General features: G+C 63.6%; 19 protein-coding genes. 8 read left to right on the forward strand and 11 right to left on the reverse strand.

Annotated elements, in window-relative coordinates; genetic code table 11:
- The first annotated feature begins 5 nt into the window (after positions 1-5).
- The 6 genes from JQK88_RS11215 to lexA all read left to right on the forward strand — a co-directional run bounded on the left by JQK88_RS11215 (position 6) and on the right by lexA (position 6,302).
- Positions 6-1,901, forward strand: a complete 1,896-nt coding sequence (locus JQK88_RS11215; protein ID WP_203278332.1) for a peptidyl-prolyl cis-trans isomerase — start codon at positions 6-8, stop codon at positions 1,899-1,901.
- Positions 1,902-1,914: 13 nt separating this feature from the next.
- The gene (gene trpD / locus JQK88_RS11220; protein ID WP_203278333.1) at positions 1,915-2,925 is read left to right on the forward strand and encodes an anthranilate phosphoribosyltransferase; all 1,011 of its coding nucleotides are present in this window, start codon (positions 1,915-1,917) and stop codon (positions 2,923-2,925) included.
- 4 nt (positions 2,926-2,929) lie between these two features.
- The gene (trpC, locus tag JQK88_RS11225; RefSeq protein WP_203278334.1) at positions 2,930-3,742 is read left to right on the forward strand and encodes an indole-3-glycerol phosphate synthase TrpC; all 813 of its coding nucleotides are present in this window, start codon (positions 2,930-2,932) and stop codon (positions 3,740-3,742) included.
- Positions 3,743-3,744: 2 nt separating this feature from the next.
- Positions 3,745-4,227 (forward strand): cyclic pyranopterin monophosphate synthase MoaC, encoded by a 483-nt coding sequence (moaC, locus tag JQK88_RS11230; protein ID WP_192253893.1) that lies wholly within the window; start codon positions 3,745-3,747, stop codon positions 4,225-4,227.
- A complete protein-coding gene (locus JQK88_RS11235; protein ID WP_203278335.1) occupies positions 4,227-5,432 on the forward strand; it encodes a molybdopterin molybdotransferase MoeA in 1,206 nt (401 codons plus the stop codon). Before moaC ends, JQK88_RS11235 begins: the two co-directional genes overlap by 1 nt.
- Positions 5,433-5,549: 117 nt before the next feature.
- Positions 5,550-6,302 (forward strand): transcriptional repressor LexA, encoded by a 753-nt coding sequence (gene lexA / locus JQK88_RS11240; RefSeq protein WP_192253888.1) that lies wholly within the window; start codon positions 5,550-5,552, stop codon positions 6,300-6,302.
- On the opposite strand, the gene JQK88_RS11245 is transcribed toward lexA, so the two are convergent.
- Positions 6,296-8,752 carry a ComEC/Rec2 family competence protein gene (locus JQK88_RS11245; RefSeq protein WP_203278336.1) on the reverse strand — a complete coding sequence of 819 codons (2,457 nt, stop codon included), beginning with the start codon at positions 8,750-8,752 and terminating at the stop codon, positions 6,296-6,298. The two genes, lexA and JQK88_RS11245, sit on opposite strands and share 7 nt — an antisense overlap.
- 124 nt (positions 8,753-8,876) lie before the next feature.
- On the opposite strand from JQK88_RS11245, the gene gltX reads away from it, so the two are divergent.
- Positions 8,877-10,301 carry a glutamate--tRNA ligase gene (gene gltX, locus JQK88_RS11250; RefSeq protein WP_203278395.1) on the forward strand — a complete coding sequence of 475 codons (1,425 nt, stop codon included), beginning with the start codon at positions 8,877-8,879 and terminating at the stop codon, positions 10,299-10,301.
- A 181-nt stretch (positions 10,302-10,482) separates the two neighbouring features.
- A complete protein-coding gene (gltA, locus tag JQK88_RS11255) occupies positions 10,483-11,814 on the forward strand; it encodes a citrate synthase (RefSeq protein WP_142865733.1) in 1,332 nt (443 codons plus the stop codon).
- A 57-nt stretch (positions 11,815-11,871) separates the two neighbouring features.
- On the opposite strand, the gene lpxB is transcribed toward gltA, so the two are convergent.
- The 10 genes from lpxB to frr form a co-directional block, all read right to left on the reverse strand.
- On the reverse strand, positions 11,872-13,050 hold the full coding sequence (gene lpxB, locus JQK88_RS11260; protein ID WP_203278337.1) for a lipid-A-disaccharide synthase: 1,179 nt from the start codon (positions 13,048-13,050) through the stop codon (positions 11,872-11,874).
- Positions 13,040-13,942, reverse strand: coding sequence for an LpxI family protein (locus JQK88_RS11265; protein ID WP_203278338.1), 903 nt, complete (start codon positions 13,940-13,942; stop codon positions 13,040-13,042). Before JQK88_RS11265 ends, lpxB begins: the two co-directional genes overlap by 11 nt.
- Positions 13,929-14,762, reverse strand: coding sequence for an acyl-ACP--UDP-N-acetylglucosamine O-acyltransferase (gene lpxA, locus JQK88_RS11270; protein ID WP_203278339.1), 834 nt, complete (start codon positions 14,760-14,762; stop codon positions 13,929-13,931). Before lpxA ends, JQK88_RS11265 begins: the two co-directional genes overlap by 14 nt.
- Before the next feature lie 15 nt (positions 14,763-14,777).
- Entirely contained in the window at positions 14,778-15,230 is a 453-nt protein-coding gene (gene fabZ / locus JQK88_RS11275; RefSeq protein ID WP_112561643.1) for a 3-hydroxyacyl-ACP dehydratase FabZ, read from the reverse strand.
- Position 15,231: 1 nt separating this feature from the next.
- The gene (lpxD, locus tag JQK88_RS11280) at positions 15,232-16,290 is read right to left on the reverse strand and encodes a UDP-3-O-(3-hydroxymyristoyl)glucosamine N-acyltransferase (protein WP_203278340.1); all 1,059 of its coding nucleotides are present in this window, start codon (positions 16,288-16,290) and stop codon (positions 15,232-15,234) included.
- Between the two features lie 75 nt (positions 16,291-16,365).
- Positions 16,366-18,759: an outer membrane protein assembly factor BamA gene (gene bamA / locus JQK88_RS11285; RefSeq protein WP_203278341.1), complete on the reverse strand. Its 2,394-nt coding sequence runs from the start codon at positions 18,757-18,759 to the stop codon at positions 16,366-16,368.
- Between the two features lie 217 nt (positions 18,760-18,976).
- On the reverse strand, positions 18,977-20,119 hold the full coding sequence (gene rseP, locus JQK88_RS11290; protein ID WP_192253874.1) for an RIP metalloprotease RseP: 1,143 nt from the start codon (positions 20,117-20,119) through the stop codon (positions 18,977-18,979).
- A 104-nt stretch (positions 20,120-20,223) separates the two neighbouring features.
- Positions 20,224-21,039 carry a phosphatidate cytidylyltransferase gene (locus tag JQK88_RS11295; RefSeq protein WP_203278342.1) on the reverse strand — a complete coding sequence of 272 codons (816 nt, stop codon included), beginning with the start codon at positions 21,037-21,039 and terminating at the stop codon, positions 20,224-20,226.
- 11 nt (positions 21,040-21,050) lie between these two features.
- Positions 21,051-21,773 carry an isoprenyl transferase gene (locus tag JQK88_RS11300; RefSeq protein WP_192253870.1) on the reverse strand — a complete coding sequence of 241 codons (723 nt, stop codon included), beginning with the start codon at positions 21,771-21,773 and terminating at the stop codon, positions 21,051-21,053.
- A 31-nt stretch (positions 21,774-21,804) separates the two neighbouring features.
- Positions 21,805-22,359, reverse strand: coding sequence for a ribosome recycling factor (gene frr, locus JQK88_RS11305; RefSeq protein ID WP_192253868.1), 555 nt, complete (start codon positions 22,357-22,359; stop codon positions 21,805-21,807).
- Positions 22,360-22,428 lie beyond the last annotated feature (69 nt).

The following is a 22,428-nucleotide window of genomic DNA, read 5'->3' on the forward strand; positions in this document are numbered from 1 at the left end:
TAACAATGCTTGGTATATTGAGAAGCGCGGCGGGGACCTGGGTCGCGAAGACCCTGCTGTTACTGCTGGTGGCGAGCTTTGCCGCCTGGGGCGTTACCACCCGCTTGGCGGGCGGCTTCCTGGCCGGCCATCACGCGGTCATAACCGCCGGCAGCACCACCGTATCGATCACCGAATACCGCCTCGCCTACGATCGCCAGATCAACATGCTGCAGCAGCAGATCGGCCAGCGCATCAGCCGCGAGCAGGCCAAGGCCTATGGCATCGACAACCAGGTGCTGGCGCAGCTTGTGTCGGGCGCCGTCCTCGACGAACAGGCGCGCAAGCTCGGACTTGGCTTCTCCAAGGACAGGCTGGCCGAACTGACGCGCCAGGAACCTGCCTTCCAGGGCCCGAATGGCCAGTTCGACCGCCGGCTGTTCGAGTCCCGGCTGCGCGAACTCGGCATGCGGCCGGAGGACTATCTGAAGAACCGGGCTCAGGTGGCGGTGCGCCAGCAGATCGTCGAGGCGGTTTCGGACGGCCTCAAGGCTCCGGACACCTTCTTCAAGGCGGTCGCGCTCTATCGCGGCGAAGACCGCACCATCGACTATTTGACCTTGCCGAAGGCGCTGGTCGAGCCGATCCAGGCACCATCCGACAGCGTGCTTCAGGCCTATTTCGAGACCAACAAGAAAACCTACGCGGCGCCGGAATACCGCAAATTCTCCTATGTCCGGCTCGAGCCTGAAGACATCATGGATATCAGCGCCGTGACCGACCAGCAGGTCAGCGACGACTACAACAAGAACAAGGGGCGCTACACCACGCCGGAAATGCGCACCATCGAACAGCTGGTGTTTCCGACGCTGGACGCCGCCAAGGCCGCGTCCGATTCGCTGAAGACGGGCGCCACCTTCGACAAGATCGTCACCGCGCAAGGAAAGACCCAGGCCGATACGCTGCTTGGCACGCTCTCCAAGGACAAGATCAGCGACAAGGCGGTCGCCGATGCCGCATTCGCGCTTGCCGTCAACGAAATCAGCCCGGTCGTCCAGGGCACGTTCGGCCCGGTGCTTTTGCGCGTTACCGAGATCAAGCCGGAAGTGGTGAAGCCGCTGGCCGAAGTGTCTGACCAGATCCGCAAGGATCTGGCGCTGGGCGAAGCAAGCCGCATCCTGCTCGACGTGCACGACAACTACGAAGACACCCGCGCCGCCGGCAGCACGCTCGCCGAAGCTGCCGCCAAACTGAAGCTCAAGGACGTCACCGTCGAGGCCATCGACCGCACCGGCCTCAAGCCGGACGGGACCATCATCAAGGACCTGCCGGCATCGCCTGACCTGATCAAGGCGGTGTTCGAGGCTGAGCCCAACACCGAGAATGAAGCCCTGACCACGACCAACAATGGCTTCGTGTTCTACGAGCTGACATCGATCACGCCGGCTCGCGACCGCACGCTCGACGAGGTCCGCCAGAGGGTGGTGGCCGACTGGACGACCGAGGAAACGACCAAGCGGCTGACCGCAAAGGCAGACGAACTCGACAAACGCCTCAAGGCCGGCACCACACTCGATGTCATCGCCGGCGAACTGAAGCTCGAAAAGCAGACCAAGCGCGGCGTGAAGCGCGAGGCCGACGACGTCGATTTCGGCAAGGACGGCGCTACAGCGATGTTCGGCGTCGGCGAAGGCGGCACCGGGCTGATCCCCTCGCCCACCGGCGAAGGCCAGATTCTGTTCAAGGTGGCCGAAGTGTTCGAGCCGGCCGGAGCCGACGCCAGTTCGGTGCCGGACGACGCGCAGAAATCCTTCACGCAAGGCATGTCCGACGATCTGCTCGACCAGTTGGTGGCGCAATTGCAGACGCAATACGCCGTCAGCATCGACCAGGCCGCCGTTGCCCAAGCCGTAGCCCAATGAACGTTTTGGCCCCATGAGCGCCCTCAAGATCCATATCGCCAAGGTCGCCAGCGGGACCGCGCTTACCTTCGAGGAAGCGCGCGAAGCCTTCGACATCATCATGTCGGGCGACGCGACGCCGGGCCAGATCGGCGGCTTCCTGATGGCGCTGCGCGTGCGCGGCGAGACGGTGAGCGAGATCTCCGGCGCCGTTGCCACCATGCGCGCCAAGATGCTGCGCGTCGAAGCGCCTAAAGGCGCCATCGACATCGTCGGCACTGGCGGCGACAACTCCCATTCGGTCAACATCTCGACGGCTTCGGCCTTCGTCATCGCCGGTTGCGGCGTGCCGGTGGCAAAGCATGGCAATCGCGGCCTGTCGTCGCTGACGGGCGCCGCCGACGTGCTGGTTGCGCTCGGCGTCAAGATCGATATCCCGCCGGAGACGATCGGCCGCTGCATCCATGAGGCGGGCGTCGGCTTCATGTTCGCGCCGGCGCATCATCCGGCGATGAAGCATGTCGGCCCGACGCGCGTCGAGCTTGGCACCCGCACCATCTTCAACCTGCTCGGACCGCTGTCCAATCCGGCCGGCGTAAGCCGCCAGATGGTCGGCGTGTTCCTGCCGGAATGGATCGTGCCGGTGGCCGAGACATTGAAGGCGCTGGGTACAGAGCATGCCTGGGTCGTCCATGGCGACGGCTATGACGAGATCACCACCACCGGCGAAACGCAGGTTGCCGAACTGGCCGGTGGCGAGATCCGCCACTTTACGCTGACCCCGGAAGCAGTCGGTTTGCAGCGCCACACCAAGGACGAGTTGCGCGGCGGAGACGCCGCCTACAACGCCCAGGCATTGCGCGACATGCTGGGCGGCGCTGCCGGCGCCTATCGCGACACGGTGCTGATGAATGCCGGCGCCGGCATGGTGGTGGCGGGCAAGGCAACAACGCTTGCCGACGGCATGGCGGCGGCGGCACAAGCCATCGACAGCGGCCGGGCGCTAGGCGTGCTCGACAGGCTGGTCGAGATTTCGAACGGATAGAGCCGTGGCTGACATTCTGCGCAAGATCGAGGCCTACAAGCGCGACGAGATCGCGGCGGCAAAGGCGCTGATACCGCTGGCCGAGATCAAGGCACGGGCGAAGGATGCCGCCGCGCCGCGCGGCTTTCTCGCGGCGCTCGAGGCGAAGCGCAGATCGGGCAACTTTGCCCTGATAGCCGAGATCAAGAAGGCGAGCCCTTCCAAAGGGTTGATCCGTGCCGATTTCGACCCACCGACGCTGGCGCAGGCCTATGAAAAAGGCGGCGCCGCCTGTCTTTCGGTGCTGACCGATGCGCCGTCCTTCCAGGGCGCGCCGGAATTTCTAACCAACGCCCGCAAGGCGGTGTCGCTGCCCGCGCTGCGCAAGGATTTCCTGTTCGATCCCTACCAGGTCTACGAGGCGCGCGCCTGGGGCGCCGACGCCATCCTGATCATCATGGCCAGCGTCGACGATGCCTTGGCGAGCGAATTGGAAGCGACCGCATTCGAACTCGGCATGGATGCGCTGATCGAGGTGCATGACGAAGCCGAGACCGAGCGCGCGCTAAAGCTGTCGTCGCGGCTGATCGGCATCAACAACCGCAATCTGAGGACGTTCGAGACCAGTCTTGAAACCTCCGAGCGGCTGGCGTCCATGGTGCCGGGCGGCCGCTTGCTGGTCAGCGAGAGCGGTATTTTCACCCATGACGATTGCCTCAGGATGCAAAAGGTCGGCATCGAAACCTTCCTTGTCGGCGAGAGCCTGATGCGGCAACAGGATGTGGCGGCGGCAACGCGCCTGCTTCTGACGGGCAAGACGCCGGCAGAGGCCGTCTGAGGATGCCAGCCGCCCTCACCCACCTCGGCGCCAAGGGCGAGGCCAACATGGTCGATGTCGGCGACAAGGCGGAGACGACGCGCACGGCAGTCGCTGAGGGCTTTGTCTCGATGCGGCCTGAAACCCTGAAAATGATCCTCGACGGCGACGCCAAGAAGGGCGATGTGCTGGGCACAGCGCGCATCGCCGGCATCATGGCAGCCAAGAAGACGCATGAGCTGATCCCGCTCTGCCATCCGCTGCTGTTGACCAAGGTGTCGGTCGATATCGAGCCGGACGCGGCGCTGCCCGGCCTCAGGGTCACCGCGCTCGCCCGCGTCACCGGCAAGACCGGGGTCGAAATGGAGGCGCTGACCGCGGCCTCGGTGGCATGCCTGACTATTTACGACATGGCCAAGGCGGCCGATCGCGCCATGGTGATTTCCGGCATAAGGCTGGTGGAAAAGACCGGCGGCAAGTCCGGCGACTACAAGGCGGGCGCCTGATGGCGCTGCTTCCGGTGGCCGAGGCGCTGGAGCGCCTGCTGGAAGGCGCTGCGGCGCTGCCGGGTGAAAGCATCGCCCTGGCGGATGCGGCCGGCCGGGTGCTGGCGGAACCTGTCGTGGCGCTGCGTACTCAGCCGCCCTTCAACGCGTCCGCCATGGACGGCTATGCCGCGAGGGCGCAGGATGTGGCATCCGCCCCGGCGCGGCTTTCGGTGATCGGCATGGCGCCGGCCGGACGCGGCTTTGACGGCTCGGTCGGCAGGGCGGAGGCTGTCCGCATTTTCACCGGCGCGCCTCTGCCCGAAGGTGCCGACACGATCGTCATCCAGGAGAATGTCCGCGACCTTGGCAATGGCCATATCGAGGTCACCGAGCCGACCGCAAAAGACCGTAACATCCGCCGCCGTGGACTGGATTTCTCGCAAGGCGACCTGCTCCTGCAAAAAGGTCGCGTGCTCGATCCGGCCGCATTGTCGCTTGCGGCGTCGGCCAATCATCCGATGCTCAACGTCGTGCGCCGGCCTCTGGTCGCGATCATCGCCACCGGCGACGAATTGCTGCCGCCGGGGCGTGACCCCGGTCCGGATCAGATCATCTCTTCCAACGCTTACGGCGTTGCGGCCGCCGCGCAGTCTGTCGGCGCCAAAGCGCTTGATCTCGGCATCGCGGCAGATCGCAAGGCCGACATAGCGGCGCTGGTGCGCAAGGCTGTCGCGGCAAAAGCCGACGTCATCGTCACGCTCGGCGGCGCTTCGGTCGGCGACCACGACCTCGTGCACGATGTACTGACCAGCGAAGGCATGAAGCTCGATTTCTGGAAGCTCGCCATGCGCCCGGGCAAGCCGCTGATGTTCGGGCGTCTCGGCGACATTAGATGCATCGGCCTGCCCGGCAATCCGGTGGCGAGCCTGGTCTGTTCGCAGCTGTTTTTGAAGCCGCTTTTGGCGCAGCTCGGCGGCCGCACGCACCGGCAGGACATCCGCCCGGCGCAGCTTGGCGCCGCGATGCCGGCCAATGATCTGAGGCAAGACTATGTGCGCGCCGTGGTGAGCGAAGAAACCGGCGCATTGGTGGCGACGCCGTTCGGCATCCAGGATTCCTCGATGCTGAGAATGCTGGCCGACGCCAACGGCTTGATCGTGCGCGAGCCCTTCGCTCCGGCCGCCGCCGCGGGTGCCGCCTGCAGCGTCCTGATGTTACGCTGAACAAAACGTCAACACATTCATTAAACTTTAAAAGGTTGCGGAACACAACTGGAACAGATAGTGTTTGTTCTGGGTTTGTTTTTTCCGATTCTGGTTTCAGAACCCGTGGGGGCCGCGATGCTGACGCGCAAACAACATGAACTTCTGATGTTCATCCATGAACGCCTGAAGGAGAGCGGAATCCCGCCGTCTTTCGACGAGATGAAGGAGGCGCTCGACCTCGCGTCCAAGTCCGGCATTCACCGCCTGATCACGGCGCTTGAGGAGCGCGGCTTCATTCGCCGGCTGCCAAACCGGGCGCGCGCGCTGGAAGTGCTGCGGCTGCCCGACTCGATCGCACCCGGCCTCAATGCGGCGAAGAAGTTCTCGCCAAGCGTCATCCAGGGCAGTCTCGGTCAAGGCGGTCAGGGGCAAGGCGGTATCGGCCGCCAGATCAAGCCGGCCTCCTCGTCTCGTTCGATGTCGGCCGGCAATGACGACGCCGTTTCCGCGGTGTCGATCCCGGTGATGGGCCGCATCGCCGCCGGTGTGCCGATCGACGCCATCCAGCACCAGACGCATTCGATCTCGGTGCCGCCCGACATGATCATGGGCGGCGAACACTACGCGCTCGAGGTCAAGGGTGACTCGATGATCGAGGCCGGCATTTTCGACGGCGACACGGTCATCATCCGCAATGCCGATACGGCGAGCCCCGGCGAGATCGTGGTGGCGCTGGTCGACGAGGAGGAAGCGACGTTGAAGCGCTTCCGCCGCAAGGGCGCCTCGATCGCGCTGGAAGCCGCCAACCCGGCCTACGAAACCCGCATCTTCGGGCCGGACAGGGTCAAGGTGCAGGGCAAGCTGGTCGGCCTGATCCGGCGCTACTGAGCCGGCTTGGGTTTGTACTTTTCGGGCTGCTTGTAAGGCGGCATTCCACGCGCTTCGCGTGAGAAGCGGCGTTGCTCGTGCCAGGGACGATAGGGCTTGTCGACGGCGAAACGGATCATTGGCGCTGTCGCGGCCGATTGTGGGTCGAAGAAGACGGCGGCACTGCCATCGCGGGCAAGTTGCTTCTTGGTCACGACCAGCACCAGCGGGTCGCGGCACGGATTGTAGGCGGTGGCGTCGTCGATGACGATCAGGCTCGCGAAAGCGCAGGCTGGCCGCGCTGTGTTGCGGTCTTTTGCCAGCGCGATGATGGCTCCGGTCGGGTGCCGGGCAATGCAGAGATTGCCTGTGCAGTAGAAGGGCGAGCCTGGCGGCAGGTCGAGCGGGTCTAGATCGAACCGCGTGTCCGTTGCCTCGAAAATCTCAGGCGGGATTATGGCTTCGGCCCTCAGCGCGCGTTTCCAGTTGTCTGTGGTGAATTCGTTGGAGCGTTCGCGATTGAGCGCGAGTTCGCCGCCGCCGATCGGCAATGCCACCAGATGCGCATCCTCCGAGATAAGCACATCGGGCGTGCGCACCTGTGGCACAGTCAACAGGCCGGCCAGCGCGAAAGGCACGGCCACCAGCCTCAGCCAGGTGGTGGCCATGGTGGCGATGACGAGGGCGACCGCCACCAGCAGCACCGAGCGGATAGAGATCAGGCCGACGGCATCGACCGGCGAACGTTCGGAAATCCAGGCAGAGATGGCGATCATCGCCGTCAGACCCTTGCCCATCACATAAAGGAACGGTCCATCGGCGCCGAACGGCATGGCCAGCGCGCTGAGCACGGCGAAGGGCATGACGATCAACGACACAATCGGCATCACGGCCAGATTTGCGAGCAGGCTGAGTGGCGACACGCGCTGGAAATGCCAGATGGCGAACAGCGCGGTGGCACTTCCGGCAATGATCGAGGTCATGGCGAGGCCGCCCATGGCCAGCAGGAATTTTCGCGACAGGAAGCCGACGAAAGAGCGCCTTGCAGGCGGCGTTCTCACTCTATCGGCGCGGTAGTCGGCCCAGCCGGCATAGGCGCCGACAAGGGCGGCGGTGGCCGCAAACGACATCTGGAAACTCGGGCCGACAACCTCATGCGGCGACACCAGGATGACGGCGATGGCCGAGATCGCCAGATTGCGCATGGTCAGGGCTGCGCGATCAAACAGCACCGCGACCAGCATGACCGCCAGCATGATGAAGCTGCGCTCGGCGGCAACCACGATGCCTGAAATGACGAGATAGGCGGCGATGGAAACAAGCGCCGCGGCAGCGGCATATTTCTTGACAGGCCGGCGCGAGGAGAAATCGGGAAACAGCGCGAAGGCGCCGCGCAACAATGCCATGATGGTGCCGGCGACCAGCGCCATGTGCAGGCCGGAAATGGAGATGATGTGGTAGATGCCAGTGCGCCGCATAGCCTCGTTGACCTCGTCCGGAATGCCGGCGCGCACGCCGACAATGAGCGCCGCGGCAATCTCGCCTTCGGCGCCGCCGATTTTGCCCCTGATATGGTCGGCGATGTTTTCGCGCGCATTCTCGATCGCCGAAGAAAGCCGTGCGGTCAGCGGCGGCGGGCCCTGCGAAGCAATGGTTTTTGGATTGCCGAGAAAGAAGCCGCTGCCGCCGATACCGGCGAAATAGCTGTCGAAGGAGAAATCGTAGCTCTCCGGCCGCACCGGACCCGTCGGCGGCAACAGCCTGGCATAGCCGGTGATGAGGGAGCCGGCGGTCATATCGGCCGGAATCCCACGCGCCGAGAGCCTGACCCGCTCCGGCGCGTAGCGCAGCTTGGGGTGAGCGGTGGAAATAATGTCGAGCGACAGCCTGACGCGGCCGTTTTCCATCTCCTCAAGGCTGACGACGCGTCCGGTCAGCCGTGTCTGGATCTCGGAGCCCAGCATTTGCGTTCCGGCGCGCCAGGTCTCGACCTTGGCGGCGACCACCCCAAGCGCGCACAGCATCGCGGCCACGCAGAGGAGATGCGTCTTCGGCCAGGACCGCGCGACGGCTGCGCAACAGGCCATGAGCAGCACAATCGCGATTGGTTGGGCAAAGCCCGGCTCGCTGGCCAGCGAGAAATAAATGATGACGCCGGCCGCCAGGAAAACCGGCATAAGCAGGAAGGCGACGCCGCGGTCGAGTTCGGTGCCGGCGGCCACGGCCAGGCTGCGACGGATTGCTGGCCATGTCGAACGGCGCAGCAGCCTACGCAAACGGATGGAGGATCCAGGCACGGCGACCGGCACCGACGCAGTGTCATCCGGAGACAAGGGCCGGAGGCCAGGTCGCGTCTCGGGCAGCGCGACGAGCATCGGCTCGGCATAGGGACTATCGGCAAACAGGGAGCGTTCGTTGACGCTTGTCGCAGCGCCCTCGCCTTGATCCTCGCCCCGGCCACGTCCAGCCATCGGGTCTGCCCCTTGCGCCCCAGACCCCCTATGCTACATGAACGCGCAAAGCGCGAAAGTCCGCGCGATCACGCCCCCGCTTTCTAGCCTTGCCCCGAGAATTGCCATGTCCAACAAAATTGCCATGTCCAACAGGGTGGTCACCCGTTTTGCCCCCTCGCCCACGGGCTACCTGCATATCGGTGGCGCGCGCACCGCATTGTTCAATTGGCTGTATGCCAAGCACACCGACGGCACGATGCTGCTGCGCATCGAGGACACCGATCGCGAGCGTTCCACCGAAGCGGCAACCCAGGCAATTCTCGATGGGTTGACCTGGCTCGGCCTGTCCTGGGATGGCGGGGCCGTCTCGCAGTTCGAGCGTGCGCCGCGCCACCGCGAGGTGGCCGAGGAGCTGGTGCGCCTGGGCAAGGCCTACTACGCCTATGAGACACCTGCCGAGCTCGAGGCGATGCGCGAGGCGGCGCGCGCCAAGAGCCTGCCGCCGCGCTATAATGGTGCGTGGCGCGACCGCGACCCCTCCGAGGCGCCCGCCGGAGTCAAAGGCGCCATCCGCATCAAGGCGCCGACCGAGGGCGAGACCGTGGTGCATGACCGCGTGCAGGGCGAGGTGCGCTTCCCCAACAAGGATCTCGACGATTTCATCATCCTGCGTTCGGATGGTGTCCCGACCTACATGCATGCCGTCGTCGTCGACGACCACGACATGGGCGTCACCCACATCATTCGTGGCGACGACCATCTGACCAACGCCGCGCGCCAGACGGTGATCTACAAGGCCATGGGCTGGGAGGTGCCGTCCATGTCGCACATCCCGCTGATCCATGGCGCCGACGGCGCCAAGCTGTCGAAGCGGCATGGCGCGCTCGGCGTCGAGGCCTACCGCGCCTTGGGTTATCTGCCCGAGGCGCTGCTCAATTATCTCGCCCGCCTCGGCTGGAGCCATGGCGACGACGAGGTGATGTCGATCAAGGACATGATCTCCTGGTTCGACATCGGCGACGTCAACAAGGGTGCGGCGCGCTTCGACTTCGCCAAGCTCGACGCGCTGAACGGCGTGCACATGCGCAAGATGGATGACAAGGCGCTGCTCGACATCTTCGTCGCCACTCTTCCCTATCTCGAAGGCGGCCCGGCGCTGGCCGCCCGCCTCGACGACACCAGGAAGGCGCAGCTGCTGGCCGCCCTGCCCGGCCTGAAGGAGCGTGCCAAGACACTGGTCGAGCTGGCCGACGGCGCCGGCTTCCTGTTCGTCGAGCGGCCGCTGCCGATCGACGAGAAGGCGGCCGCACTGCTCAATGCCGATGCGCGCACGATCCTGCGTGGCGCCCATGCGGCATTGCAGACGGTTTCGGGCGAGTGGACGGCCGCTGCGGCGGAAGCCGCAGTGCGCGAGTACGCGACGGCCGGCGGCCACAAGCTTGGCGCCGTGGCCCAACCGCTGAGGGCAGCCCTTACCGGCCGCAGCACCTCGCCCGGCGTGTTCGACGTGCTTGCCGTGCTCGGCCGCGACGAAAGCCTGGCCCGGATTGCGGATCAAATCGATTAGGAGCGAACTGGCCCAAGAAGATTGGCATTGAAAGGCGCGTTTCGCAGTGCAACATTAGGCCCTGGCCCAATCTGGCACGCACCTCCCAAAATGCGGTGGCGAGTTCGCGCATTCCGGTGATTTCGACGTGTCGTTAGCAGGAATTGCCTTGCCGGCATGAGGAACATGAAGGAGTTTGAGAATGAGCGAAGCTGCGACAAAACTGGAAACCGGCAGCAAGACGACGCACCCGTCGACTGCCACGCTCGAACTGGCCGGCAAGACGCACGAATTCAAGGTGCGAAGCGGCTCGGTCGGGCCTGACGTCATCGACATCGGTGCGCTCTACAATACCACCGGCGCCTTTACCTACGACCCTGGCTTCACCTCGACGGCGAGCTGCGAGTCGGCGATCACCTTCATCGACGGCGATGCCGGCATCCTGCTGCACCGCGGCTATCCGATCGACCAGCTGGCCGAGCATGGCGACTTCCTCGAAGTCTGCTACCTGCTGCTCTACGGTGAACTGCCGACCAAGGCGCAGAAGGACGATTTCGACTACCGGGTGACGCGCCACACCATGGTGCATGAGCAGATGTCGCGCTTCTTCACCGGCTTCCGCCGCGACGCGCACCCAATGGCTGTGATGTGCGGCGTGGTCGGCGCGCTGTCGGCCTTCTATCACGACTCCACCGACATTTCGGACCCGTATCAGCGCATGGTCGCCTCGATGCGGCTGATCGCCAAGATGCCGACGATCGCGGCCATGGCCTACAAATACCATATCGGCCAGCCCTTCATTTACCCGAAGAACGAGCTGAACTTCGCCGCCAACTTCCTGCATATGTGCTTTGCCGTGCCGTGCGAGGAATACAAGATCAACCCGGTGCTGGCGCGCGCCATGGAACGTATCTTCATCCTGCATGCCGACCACGAGCAGAACGCCTCGACCTCGACGGTGCGTCTTGCCGGCTCGTCGGGCGCCAACCCGTTCGCCTGCATCGCCGCCGGCATCGCGTGCCTGTGGGGCCCTGCGCATGGCGGCGCCAACGAGGCCGCGCTCAACATGCTGGGCGAGATCGGCCATGTCGACCACATCCCGGAATTCATCGCCCGCGCCAAGGACAAGAACGATCCGTTCCGGCTGATGGGCTTTGGCCACCGCGTCTACAAGAACTACGATCCTCGCGCCAAAATCATGCAGAAGACGGCGCATGAAGTGCTGGGCGAGCTCGGCATCAAGGACGATCCGCTGCTCGACATCGCCATGGAGCTGGAAAAGATCGCGCTGACCGATTCCTACTTCATCGAGAAGAAGCTCTATCCGAACGTCGACTTCTATTCCGGCATCACGCTGAAGGCGCTGGGCTTCCCCACCACCATGTTCACCGTGCTGTTCGCGGTCGCCCGCACCGTCGGCTGGATCGCGCAGTGGAAGGAAATGATCGAGGATCCGCACCAGAAGATCGGCCGCCCGCGCCAACTCTATACCGGCGCCCCAGAACGCGACTACGTGCCGATCGCAAAGCGGTAATCGAAGCCGCATGCGGCTTCGCCATGACACTGCAAAAAGCGCCCGCAAGGGCGCTTTTTAGTTGGAGTGACGAAGCTTGATGTGGCGAAGAACGACTTCCGCCGCGATATCGCCGGAGGGCTTGTCAGTGGCCATGCGCCTGGCAACCTCGGCAAAGCCGTCCTTTTGCCAGGTGCGGTAGGCTGTGTCTGAAAACAGACCCTCGAGCTGCCGCGCCAGATAGCGCGGCCGCACGTACTGGTTGTAGTGCTCCGGCACGATCGCCTGGTCGGCGATCAGATTGGGCAAGGCGGCGCTCCACACCGTGACCAGCCCCTGGACCATGCGCATCACCGGATCGAGCCGGTAGCATGAGATCATCGGCACACCAGACAGCGCCAGTTCGAGCGATACCGTTCCCGAGGCGATCAGCGCCGCATCGGCCTTGCCGAAGGCCTGCCATTTGCGCTCGGCATCGAGGATGATCTCGGGCTTCTCATCCCAGCGCGCGACCGATGTTTTGACCAGGTCGGCGACATGCGGCACCGTGGGCAACAGCAGGCGCAGGCGGTGTCCGCGCGCGCGCAGCGCCGAGACCGTCTTGCCGAACGGATCGATAAGCCGGCTTACCTCGCCGCGCCGCGATCCGGGCAGCACCAGCAGTGTCTTGACGCGGTCCCCCGAGAGATCGCGTGGCTGGCCTTGCGCCCTTGCCGCGCCAAGCACGCCCGGATCATGCGTGAGGCGGTGTCCGACATAGGTGCCGGGCGGGCCGCCGAGCCGGCTGAGCTCCTTCACCTCGAAAGGCAGGATGCACAGTATATGGTCGACATAGGGCTTCATCGCCACCGCCCTGCCCGGCCGCCATGCCCAGACACTCGGGCAGACATAATGGACGATCGGGATGGAAGGATCGGCAGCGCGGACCTTTTTGGCCACGCGCAAAGAAAAGTCAGGGCTGTCGATGGTGATGAGACAGTCAGGTTTCTCAGCAGCGACCGCACCTGCCGTCTGGCCGATGCGCCGCATCAGGCGCGGCAGGTCGCGCAGAATGGCGCTGAGCCCCATCAGCGCGATCTCGGCCCCGTCGAACAGCGGCACCAGCCCGAGCGCCTGCAGATGCCGCCCGCCAATGCCGACCAGCCTGACATCGCGCCCGGTCACGCGTTTCAGCGACTGGACGATGTCGGCGCCCAACAAGTCACCGGACTCTTCGCCGGCAACGATGGCGATTTTCAGCGGCTTCTCAGCTGCCATGGCCAGGCTCCACGGCCGGCAGGCCATACACGAACAGCCCAAGCGCATTGGCGCGCGCGAGAACGACGGGACCTTCGAGGATCAGCGAACGGCCGGCCTCGACGGCAATGCCGGCAAGCCCAGCGGCGTGTGCTGCCTCGACCGTCTGCGGGCCAATGGACGGCAGATCGGCGCGCAGTTCCTGGCCGGGTTTGGCGCATTTTACCAGAACGCCGCGCGTCTTGCCGGCGAGCCTGCCATGGCCGCGCAGCTGCTGCGTACGCTCGATCAGCCCATGGGTGCCCTCGACGCCTTCCAGGGCAATAGTGCGACCACCGATGGCGATGGCCGCCTGACCAATGTCGAGCGCGCCGATGGCCTTTGCCGCCGCATGCGCCGCCTCGATATCGCGCCAGTCAGACTTTCGCGGCACTGCCTTGGTCAGCGGCCCTTCGGCCGCGACAAGCCGGGGCACGACCTCATGCGCGCCGACAACTTTGACGCCGCGGGATTCCAGGCCGCGGGTCAATATCTTCAAGAGGCCGTCATCGCCGCGCGCAAGGGCCATGGCGACCGAAGGTATCAGCGCCACCAGCCCAAGGCTCGGGCGCATGTCGACGAGCCGCGGCCTGCGCCTGATCTCGCCGGCGAGCACAAGATGGGTGATCCGTCGTCGCCTCAGCAACGCAACCAGCGAGCCAATGTCTTCCAGGGCGAGGCTTTCATGCTCATAGACGGTGAGCTCGGACTGACGGTCGGCCTGACCCTCTACCAGGATGATGACGGGCAGATGTCCGGCCTCTGCCAGGCCGGCGGCAACTTCGACCGGCAGGCTGCCGCCGCCGGCAATGATGCCGACCCTGGCTTCCGGCGCGAGATCGAGGCCCGTTGAGCTGGCCTCAGTCTTCGTCATCGGCATCGTCGCCGGCGCCACCTTTAAGCGACGGGACGGCATAGTGCCGCTTGCCGCGACTGGTGATGAAATCGATGATTTTCATTGCGGTCGGCGACGAGGCGAACTCGGCCTTGGCGAATTCGATGTTTTCACCCACGGTGCGGGAGCGGTCGAAGATCGTCTTGTAAGTCTTGCGCAGCACCTGGATTTCGGCGCGCGCCAGGCCGGAGCGCTTCAGGCCGATGATGTTGAGGCCGCGCAGGCTGGCGCGGTTGCCGACGGCAATGGCGTAGGGGATGACATCGCCGACAATCGCCGAGCAGCCGCCGAGAAAGGCGTTGTCGCCGATACGGACAAACTGATGAACGGCCGTCAGGCCGCCGATATAGACATTGTTGCCGACCTCGCAATGGCCGCCCAGCGTGGCCCCATTGGCGAAGGTAGCGTTGTTGCCGACGACGCAGTCATGGGCAATGTGGGCATAGGCAAGGAAATTGCCATTGTCGCCGACGGTCGTCTCGCCACGGCTGGAATCGGTGCCGAGATGCATGGTCACGCCTTCGCGGATCGTGCAGTTCTGGCCGATAACCAACGTGGTGCGGCCGCCCTTGTGCTTGGTGTTTTGTGGCGGCCCACCCAGTGTCGCCATCGGATAAACCTTGGTCCCGGCGCCGATGGTGGTCGCACCCAGCACCGAAACATGGCTGACCAGTTCGACCCGGTCACCGATCACGGCGTCAGCGCCGACAAAGCAGAAAGGTCCGATAGAGGCGCCTTCGCCGATTTGGGCACCGGCCTCGATAACGGCCGAGGGATGAATTGAAGTATGTATTTTCATAAGCATGTCGAACCGTCAGCCGGTAACCATCATTGCCGAGATCTCGGCTTCGGCGGCCTTTGCGCCTTCCACCATGGCCTCGCAGGCGAATTTGAGTAGGTTGCCGCGCATCTTGATTTTCTTGACGTGGATTTTCAGCTGGTCGCCCGGAACGACCGGTTTGCGGAATTTCGCGTTGTCGATGGTCAGGAAATAGACCAGTGACGGCTTTTCCGTGTTGAGACTGCGAATGCAGATTGCGCCGGCCGTCTGTGCCATGGCCTCGACGATCAGCACACCCGGCATCACCGGCTGGTCCGGGAAATGGCCCTGGAAATGCGGCTCATTGATGGTCACGTTCTTGATGCCGATGGCTGAGTTGTTGCCATCGATCTCGACAATTCGATCGATCATCAGGAAGGGATAGCGATGCGGCAAAAGCTTCATCAACCCCAATATATCGACCGCCTCGAGCGTCGCCGGCACCATCTCAGCTACTTCCCCCCTCGCCCTGCTTGCGCGTCCTGGCGAGCTTGCGCAGCATGGCGATCTCGCGCATGGCTTCCGCCATCGGCTGCGCCGGATAGCCTCCCCAGATCTCGCCCGCCGGCACGTTGCTCATGAACCCGCTTCTCGCCGCAAGCTTGGCCCCCGATCCTATGGTCAAATGATCGGCAAGGCCAACGCCGCCGCCCATGGTGACACCATCGCCGACGACGACGGAGCCGGAGATACCCGAAAGCCCTGCTATAATGCAATTGCGGCCGATGCGAACGTTATGGGCGATCTGCACCAGATTGTCGATCTTGGTGCCCTGGCCGATGATTGTATCCGACATGGCGCCGCGATCGACTGTCGTGTTCGAGCCGATCTCGACATCGTCCTGGATGATGACGCGGCCGATCTGCGGCACACGCTCGGGCCCTTTGGCGCCGCCGACGAAGCCAAACCCGTCCTGGCCAATACGGGCGCCACCGTGGATGATGACGCGGTTGCCGATCAGGGCATACTGGACGCTCACGCCTGGACCAATATAGCCATCGCGGCCGATCTGGCAGGAGGGGCCGATAACGGCGTGGGGCGCAATGACCGTTCCGCTGCCGATGGAAGCGCGTGGGCCGATGACCGCTCCGGCTTCGATGATCGCGCCGGCCTCGATATGCGCCGAGGCATCGACATGAGCCTGCGGCGAGACCCCGGTTTCGCTGGTCATCGGTCCCGGAGTGGCCGCCGTCGGGAACAACAGCCGGCCGATCATGGCGAAAGCCTGTTGCGGCCGAGGATGGACCAGAACCGCAATGCCGGCCGGCGCCTTGGCGGCGAATTCGGTGGGACAAAGCACTGCCGCCGCCTTCAGCGACTGCATCAGCGCGAAATTTCGCTTGCCGTCGACGAAGACGAGCGCACCCTCGCCGCCTTCACTGGCTGGCGCCAAGGCGTCAATCGATATGTGGGCAAGGTCGGAATCGACTAGCGCCGCGCCGGTCAGATTCGCGACTTCGCCGGCCGTATACCGGCGTGATGGCGCGAAGAACACCGGATCGGTCATTCCAGAAGCAATATCCAGCTAGGTCGGATCAGTTTCTTCCGGACCCAACGGCCCGGAAGCATCGTTACCCGAACGTCAGAAGCGGCTCGACATGCCGAAGTTGAATTCCTGCACGTCGTCGGTCGACTCTTTCTTGACCGGGATCGCGTAGTCGATGCGGATCGGGCCGAAAGGCGACGACCACAACAAGCCGACACCAACCGAGGCGCGCAGCTTCATGTCAGTTGAGGTTTGGGTGACACCAGCGGTGTCAATATTGCTGCCATACAGTGTGGCGGCATCTGCAAACACTGCGCCACGCAGGCCGAAGCTTTCCGGAATGACCGGTACCGGGAACTGGGCTTCCGCCGACGCATTGAAATAGGTGGTGCCGCCGAGATGGTCACGCGTATTGATGTCCGCAGGGCCAATGCCACCATACTCGAAACCGCGGATCATGCGGTCGCTGCTCTGGAACTGATCGAAGATACGCAGGCCGTTGTCGCCGTAGCCCGCTATATGGCCGGCGCCGCCTGAAATCAGGCCGACCAGGTCCAGCTGTTCGGACAAGGTCTGGTAGACAGTGCCTCGACCGGTAACCTTGACGAACTTGGCATCACCACCAAGGCCCGCCACTTCCACGGTCGTCGTGGCGTAGATGCCTTCATGCGGGCTCTTCATGTCGTCGATGGTGTTGTAAACCAGCCCAAGGCTGACCGACGACTTGATCCAAGGGCTTTCGTCAATTCCCTCGACGATCGCCGGAGATATGTTGCAGTCGGCATCCGGAATCCCGTCGCCAGGTGCGTTACCCGGGACAGCAGGATTGTTATCGCAACCGTCGTCGAGCTTGTACTTCTCCTGGGCGATATTGTACGCCAGCTGCGTTGAGATGTTGTCAGTGATCGGCAGGCCGAAGCGGACCGTCGCACCGAGCGTCTCGGCGTCATAGTGGTCGTAGTTGCGCGTCTGCTGGTAGATATCGAAGCCCGCTGCGATGCGCCGCCCGAGGAAATAGGGCTCGGTGAAGGAGAGGCTGTAGTCGCGCGAATTCTTGCCGCCACCGGCCGAGACCTTGATGTACTGGCCGCGACCGAGGAAGTTGCGCTCCGCGATCGAACCTTCGACGGACGGACCTGCAGTCTCGCCACCGGTCGAATAGCCGGCGCCGACCGAGAACTCGCCGGTCGACTTCTCGACCACGTCGACCACCAGCACGACCTGATCAGGTTCGGAGCCCGGAACAGTCGAAATGTCGACTTTTTCAAAATAATCCAGCGCTTCCAGTCGCTTCTTCGCGCGCTGGATCAAAACCTGGTTGAAGGCATCACCTTCGCTGACGTCGAACTCGCGGCGAATGACATAGTCGCGCGTGCGATCGTTGCCGCGGATCTCGATGCGCTCGATATAGGCCTTGGTACCCTGGTCGATCGTATAAACGACCGAAATGGTGTGGTTTTCGAAGTTGCGATCGCCGCGCGGCGTGACCTGGGCGAAGGCATAGCCCGAACCCGCGACCTTCTCGGTCAGCGCGATGATCGTGTCCTCGACATCCTTGGCGTTGTAGACGTCGCCCTTGTGGGTCTGAACCACCGATTCCAGCGACTTCGAATCGACTTCCGGAATGGTGCTCTCGACGCTGACATCGCCGAACGTATAGCGATCGCCTTCCTGCACGGTGATGGTAACGGTGTACTGGTTGGTGGTGTCGTCGAGCTCACCGACAGCGGAAACCACCTGGAAGTCAGCATAGCCGTGATTGTAGTAGAAGCGACGCAGCGTCTCCTGGTCGGCGCGCAGCTTGTCCTCGTCATAGACGTCATCACGCAGCACGAAGGACAGGAAGCTCGAGCGCTTGGTGGCGATGACATCGGACAGGCGGCGGCTCGAATAAGCGCTGTTGCCGACGAAATTGACCGCAGCGATCTTGGTGCGGCCGCCTTCGTTGATGTTGAAGACCACGTTCACGCGGTTGTCGCCGAGATCCATGATCTGCGTGGTCACGGCGGCATCGTCACGGCCGATGCGCCTGTAGGCGGCCTTTACCGCCTCGACGTCGGAATCCAGCGTTGCCTGCGAGAAGGTGCTGCGCGGCTTCAACTGCACCGCAATTGCCAGCGCGTTGTCCTTGAGCTTCTTGTTGCCCTGGAACAGGACCTGGTTGACCACCTGATATTCAGACACCTTGACGACCAGCGCCGAGCCGACCTGGTTGATCTGGACGTCCGAGAACAGCCCGGTGCCGAACAGCGCCTTGACCGCATCGTCGATATCGGCGCTGGAAAACGCCTTGCCGGGCTTGATCGAGATGTAATTACGGATGGTGTCGGCGTCGACACGCTGGTTGCCGCTGACCTCGACTCTCGAAACAACGGCCGCTTGCGCCGCAGATGTGGCAACGAACTGCACGGCGAGCGCGCCTGGCACAACCAGAGCGGCGGACATAGCCACCGCGGACGCGGCGCTCAAAAACTTGGATGCTGCCTTCATCGGGCTTTTGTACCTTTTCTCGAAGTCCCCACGGCGAGAAAACCGGACGTGCGGTAATTTCCCCTACCGTATTAACCGGATTTTCCCTACACGCAAGGCTTCTGGTTAATTTGTAATTACTTAACCCTGATGCGTGGCTTTCGCGTCACGCATACCCCCGTGCATGGTAAACGGCGTCTCAACATTGCCGGTGCCGAGGCCGAATTTCTTCATGATTTCAGCACCCAAACAGATCGTTCCAGAAAACGAAGCCCATAAATCCCAGCACCAGAAAGAGGCCGGCCCGGTACCCCATTTCCATCATCCGCTCCGATACCGGACGTCGGAAAACGGCTTCGATGGCGTAGAACAGGAGATGGCCGCCGTCGAGGGGGGGAATCGGCAAAAGGTTCAGAATTCCGATCCCGACTGACAGTAATGCAACAAGTTGCACCAGCCATTCGAAGCCGAGTTTGGCCGCCTGGCCCGACATCTTGGCGATCTTGATCGGACCGCCCAGCTGGCATTTGTCCTCGCGGCCGACAACGAAACGTTGCAGGAAGTGGCCAGTGCCCTGAATGGCCTGCCCCGTCTGCTCTACCGCCGCTCCGAGCGCGCCAATTGGACTGTAGGTGATCACTCTCGGCTGACCGAGCTCCTTGTTGTTGACGACGCCGATGACGGCCACCTTGGTTTTGTTGCCCAGCGCGTCCTGCTGTTCCATCAACTCCGGCGTCGCGGTGACGGTGATCTCCTTGCCATCGCGCAGCATGGTGAAGGTAAGCGAGTCGCCGGCGCGGCCCTGCACAAGGCGCTGGACGTCGGCGAAGGTCTCAACCTTGCTGCCGTTGACGGCGACGAATCGATCGCCGGGCAAAATGCCGGCCTTTTCCGCCGGACTACCGGCGGTGACTTGAGCCACCATCGGCTCCAGCACCGGGCGGCCATAGAGAGAAAACATCACAGTGAAGACGGCGATGGTCAAAAGGAAGTTGAACAGCGGCCCGGCAACCACCGTGGCCGCGCGCTTCCAGATCGGCCGTGTGTGGAAGGCAACTTCGCGTTCGGCATCGGTCAGCTTCTCCAGCTCTTCCGTGCCGGGCTGGCTCGATGTGACGCTCATGTCACCGACGAATTTGACATAGCCGCCAAGCGGTATTGCGCAAAGCTTCCAGCGCGTTCCGTGGCTGTCGTTGAAGCCGAAAAGCTCGGGGCCGAAGCCGATCGAGAAGGCTTTTACGCCGATGCCGCACCAGCGGCCGACGAGGTAGTGGCCCATTTCGTGAACGAAGACGACGACGGTCAGCACGAACAGAAACGGCACCAGCGTGCCGAGGACAAAGCCTTGCGTGCTGAAAAACGCGTGAAGTATCTCGTTCAAGTCGTGCCCTCAAATTCACCCACGGCGAAAAGGTGACGCCGCGACTGTGACATCAATCCAGGCGAATCCGTGGCACGCGCCATTTCTTCGCCGTCAAATGCCGCTCAAGCCGGAAAAAGCCCCTGCGCCGGATGATCGGCGCCCGCCGAAATCCAACCGATGACGTATAGGGCAAAAGCCGCCGCGACAAGCCCATCCACCCTGTCCATGACGCCGCCGTGCCCTGGTATCAACGCGCTGGAATCCTTGCGGCCGTGCCGGCGCTTGACCCAGGATTCGAAGAGGTCGCCAGCCTGGGCGACAATAGACAACACCAACGCGACCAAAGCGAGGACACCAAGATTGCTGGCTCCGGCGGCGGCGGCCAGAAGCACGCCGGCGACCACGCCGCCGACAGCACCGCCAAGCGCGCCGCTCTGCGTCTTGCCGGGTGAAATCGATGGCGCGAGCTTAGGCCCGCCGACGGCGCGGCCGACGAAATACGCAAAGATGTCGGTCGCCCAGACCACGGCGAACAAAAACAGGATCGCGACCAGGCCGGAACGGTCGCCGTCGCGCAATAGCGCCAGCGACAGGCCGGACAGCGCTGCGTAGGCAAGGCCGGCGGCATCCCATTGCGCGGCTCCGCGCATGCGTGCGCCTACCGCCGCAACGACAACAATGGCCAGGACAAGAGACAGCAGCCACGACGCCGGCACGCCGGCGATCAGGGCGCCGACGAAAACCAGAAGCAACGCCTCTGGAACGAATCCGAGGGCCGCACCGGCCGCAGGGCGCGACATGCGCGCCCATTCATAGAAGATGACCGCCGCCATGCCGGCGCAAAGCAGGCGGAACCACAGCCCGCCCAACCAGGTCAGGCCAAGTGCCATTGCAGCCAGCACCAGCGCCGAGACGATGCGAAGCTGAAGGTTGTTCATCCCGCCGCCGGTCACGAGGCGGCGACATCTTGGGCGGCGAGCCCGCCGAAGCGGCGCTCGCGGCCGGCGAAGTCGCGCAGTGCGTCGGCCAGGTGTTCACGGCTGAAATCGGGCCAATAGCAGGGCAGGAAGACCAGTTCGCTGTAGGCTGCCTGCCACAAAAGGAAATTCGACAGCCGAAGCTCGCCGCTGGTGCGGATGACCAGCTCCGGGTCGGGAATGCCCGCGGTATCGAGGGCGCCGGCAAACGATTCCGCCGTGATCGCCTCGCTGTCGATCTCGCCGCGCGCCACGGCGGCTGCGAGCTTGCGCGCCGTGCGCACGATCTCGTCGCGCCCGCCATAGTTGAAGGCGATGATAAGCGTCAGCGCTTCATTGCGGGCGGTCAGCGATTCGGCCTCTTCGAGCAGGCCTCTGATGTCCGGCTGCAGCCCTGCCCTGTCGCCGATGATCCTGACGCGCACGCCGCTCTGGTGCAGTTCGGCCAGATCGCGGCGGATGAACAGCTTCAACAGCCCCATCAGGTCGCTGACTTCGGATTTTGGACGCGACCAGTTCTCCGACGAAAAGGCGTAGACGGTCAGGAAGGAAATGCCGAGACCGGGCGCTGCGCGCACCGTCTTGCGCAGCGCCTCGACGCCGGCGCGATGGCCGGCAAGCCGCGGCAAGCCGCGCGCCTTGGCCCAGCGTCCGTTTCCATCCATGATGATCGCGACATGCGCGGGCGTTGCCATGGTCTCGCTTTCGAGCCGGTGTGGGCCGACCCTAAACCTGCATGATTTCAGCTTCCTTATCGGAAAGCAGGTGATCGATCGTACTGATCGTTTCGTCGGTCAGCTTCTGGACCTGATCGGAGCGCTTGCGATGATCGTCCTCGCTGATATCGCCGTCCTTTTCCGCCTTCTTCAAGAAGTCCATGCCATCGCGGCGGACATGGCGCGCCGCAACGCGGGCGTTCTCGGCGTAGCCGTGCGAAATCTTGACCAGTTCCTTGCGGCGCTGCTCGTTGAGCTCGGGCAGCGGAATCCTGAGATTGGTGCCATCGACGATCGGATTGAAGCCGAGATTGGATTCTCTGATAGCGCGGTCGACGGCGCCGACCATCGACTTATCCCAGACTGAGACCGAAATCATGCGCGGCTCCGGCACCGACACGTTCGCCACCTGGTTGATCGGCATGGTGGTGCCATAGGCCTGGACCTGGATGGCGTCGAGCAGATTGCTGGAGGCGCGGCCGGTGCGCAGCGAGGCCAGGTCGTGCTTGAAGGCTGCGATCGCGCCGTCCATGCGCCGCTTGAGGTCGTCGAACTCACCACTCATCTTAGTCTCCTCGACCCGTTTGACCCGGGTTCACTGCTTAGGGCCCGAATAGCCCGCTTTCGAAAAACT

The organism is Mesorhizobium caraganae (genome assembly GCF_016836705.1).
Classification (GTDB): domain Bacteria; phylum Pseudomonadota; class Alphaproteobacteria; order Rhizobiales; family Rhizobiaceae; genus Mesorhizobium; species Mesorhizobium caraganae.

Excerpts from the sequence above, each read along its gene's own strand:
- JQK88_RS11215 (WP_203278332.1), top strand. The coding sequence starts at position 6 with ATGCTTGGTATATTGAGAAGCGCGGCGGGGACCTGGGTCGCGAAGACC.
- trpD (WP_203278333.1), top strand. The coding sequence starts at position 1,915 with ATGAGCGCCCTCAAGATCCATATCGCCAAGGTCGCCAGCGGGACCGCG.
- moaC (WP_192253893.1), top strand. The coding sequence starts at position 3,745 with ATGCCAGCCGCCCTCACCCACCTCGGCGCCAAGGGCGAGGCCAACATG.
- JQK88_RS11235 (WP_203278335.1), top strand. The coding sequence starts at position 4,227 with ATGGCGCTGCTTCCGGTGGCCGAGGCGCTGGAGCGCCTGCTGGAAGGC.
- lexA (WP_192253888.1), top strand. The coding sequence starts at position 5,550 with ATGCTGACGCGCAAACAACATGAACTTCTGATGTTCATCCATGAACGC.
- JQK88_RS11245 (WP_203278336.1), bottom strand. The coding sequence starts at position 8,752 with ATGGCTGGACGTGGCCGGGGCGAGGATCAAGGCGAGGGCGCTGCGACA.
- gltX (WP_203278395.1), top strand. The coding sequence starts at position 8,877 with ATGTCCAACAGGGTGGTCACCCGTTTTGCCCCCTCGCCCACGGGCTAC.
- gltA (WP_142865733.1), top strand. The coding sequence starts at position 10,483 with ATGAGCGAAGCTGCGACAAAACTGGAAACCGGCAGCAAGACGACGCAC.
- lpxB (WP_203278337.1), bottom strand. The coding sequence starts at position 13,050 with ATGGCAGCTGAGAAGCCGCTGAAAATCGCCATCGTTGCCGGCGAAGAG.
- JQK88_RS11265 (WP_203278338.1), bottom strand. The coding sequence starts at position 13,942 with ATGACGAAGACTGAGGCCAGCTCAACGGGCCTCGATCTCGCGCCGGAA.
- lpxA (WP_203278339.1), bottom strand. The coding sequence starts at position 14,762 with ATGAAAATACATACTTCAATTCATCCCTCGGCCGTTATCGAGGCCGGT.
- fabZ (WP_112561643.1), bottom strand. The coding sequence starts at position 15,230 with ATGGTGCCGGCGACGCTCGAGGCGGTCGATATATTGGGGTTGATGAAG.
- lpxD (WP_203278340.1), bottom strand. The coding sequence starts at position 16,290 with ATGACCGATCCGGTGTTCTTCGCGCCATCACGCCGGTATACGGCCGGC.
- bamA (WP_203278341.1), bottom strand. The coding sequence starts at position 18,759 with ATGAAGGCAGCATCCAAGTTTTTGAGCGCCGCGTCCGCGGTGGCTATG.
- JQK88_RS11295 (WP_203278342.1), bottom strand. The coding sequence starts at position 21,039 with ATGAACAACCTTCAGCTTCGCATCGTCTCGGCGCTGGTGCTGGCTGCA.
- JQK88_RS11300 (WP_192253870.1), bottom strand. The coding sequence starts at position 21,773 with ATGGCAACGCCCGCGCATGTCGCGATCATCATGGATGGAAACGGACGC.
- frr (WP_192253868.1), bottom strand. The coding sequence starts at position 22,359 with ATGAGTGGTGAGTTCGACGACCTCAAGCGGCGCATGGACGGCGCGATC.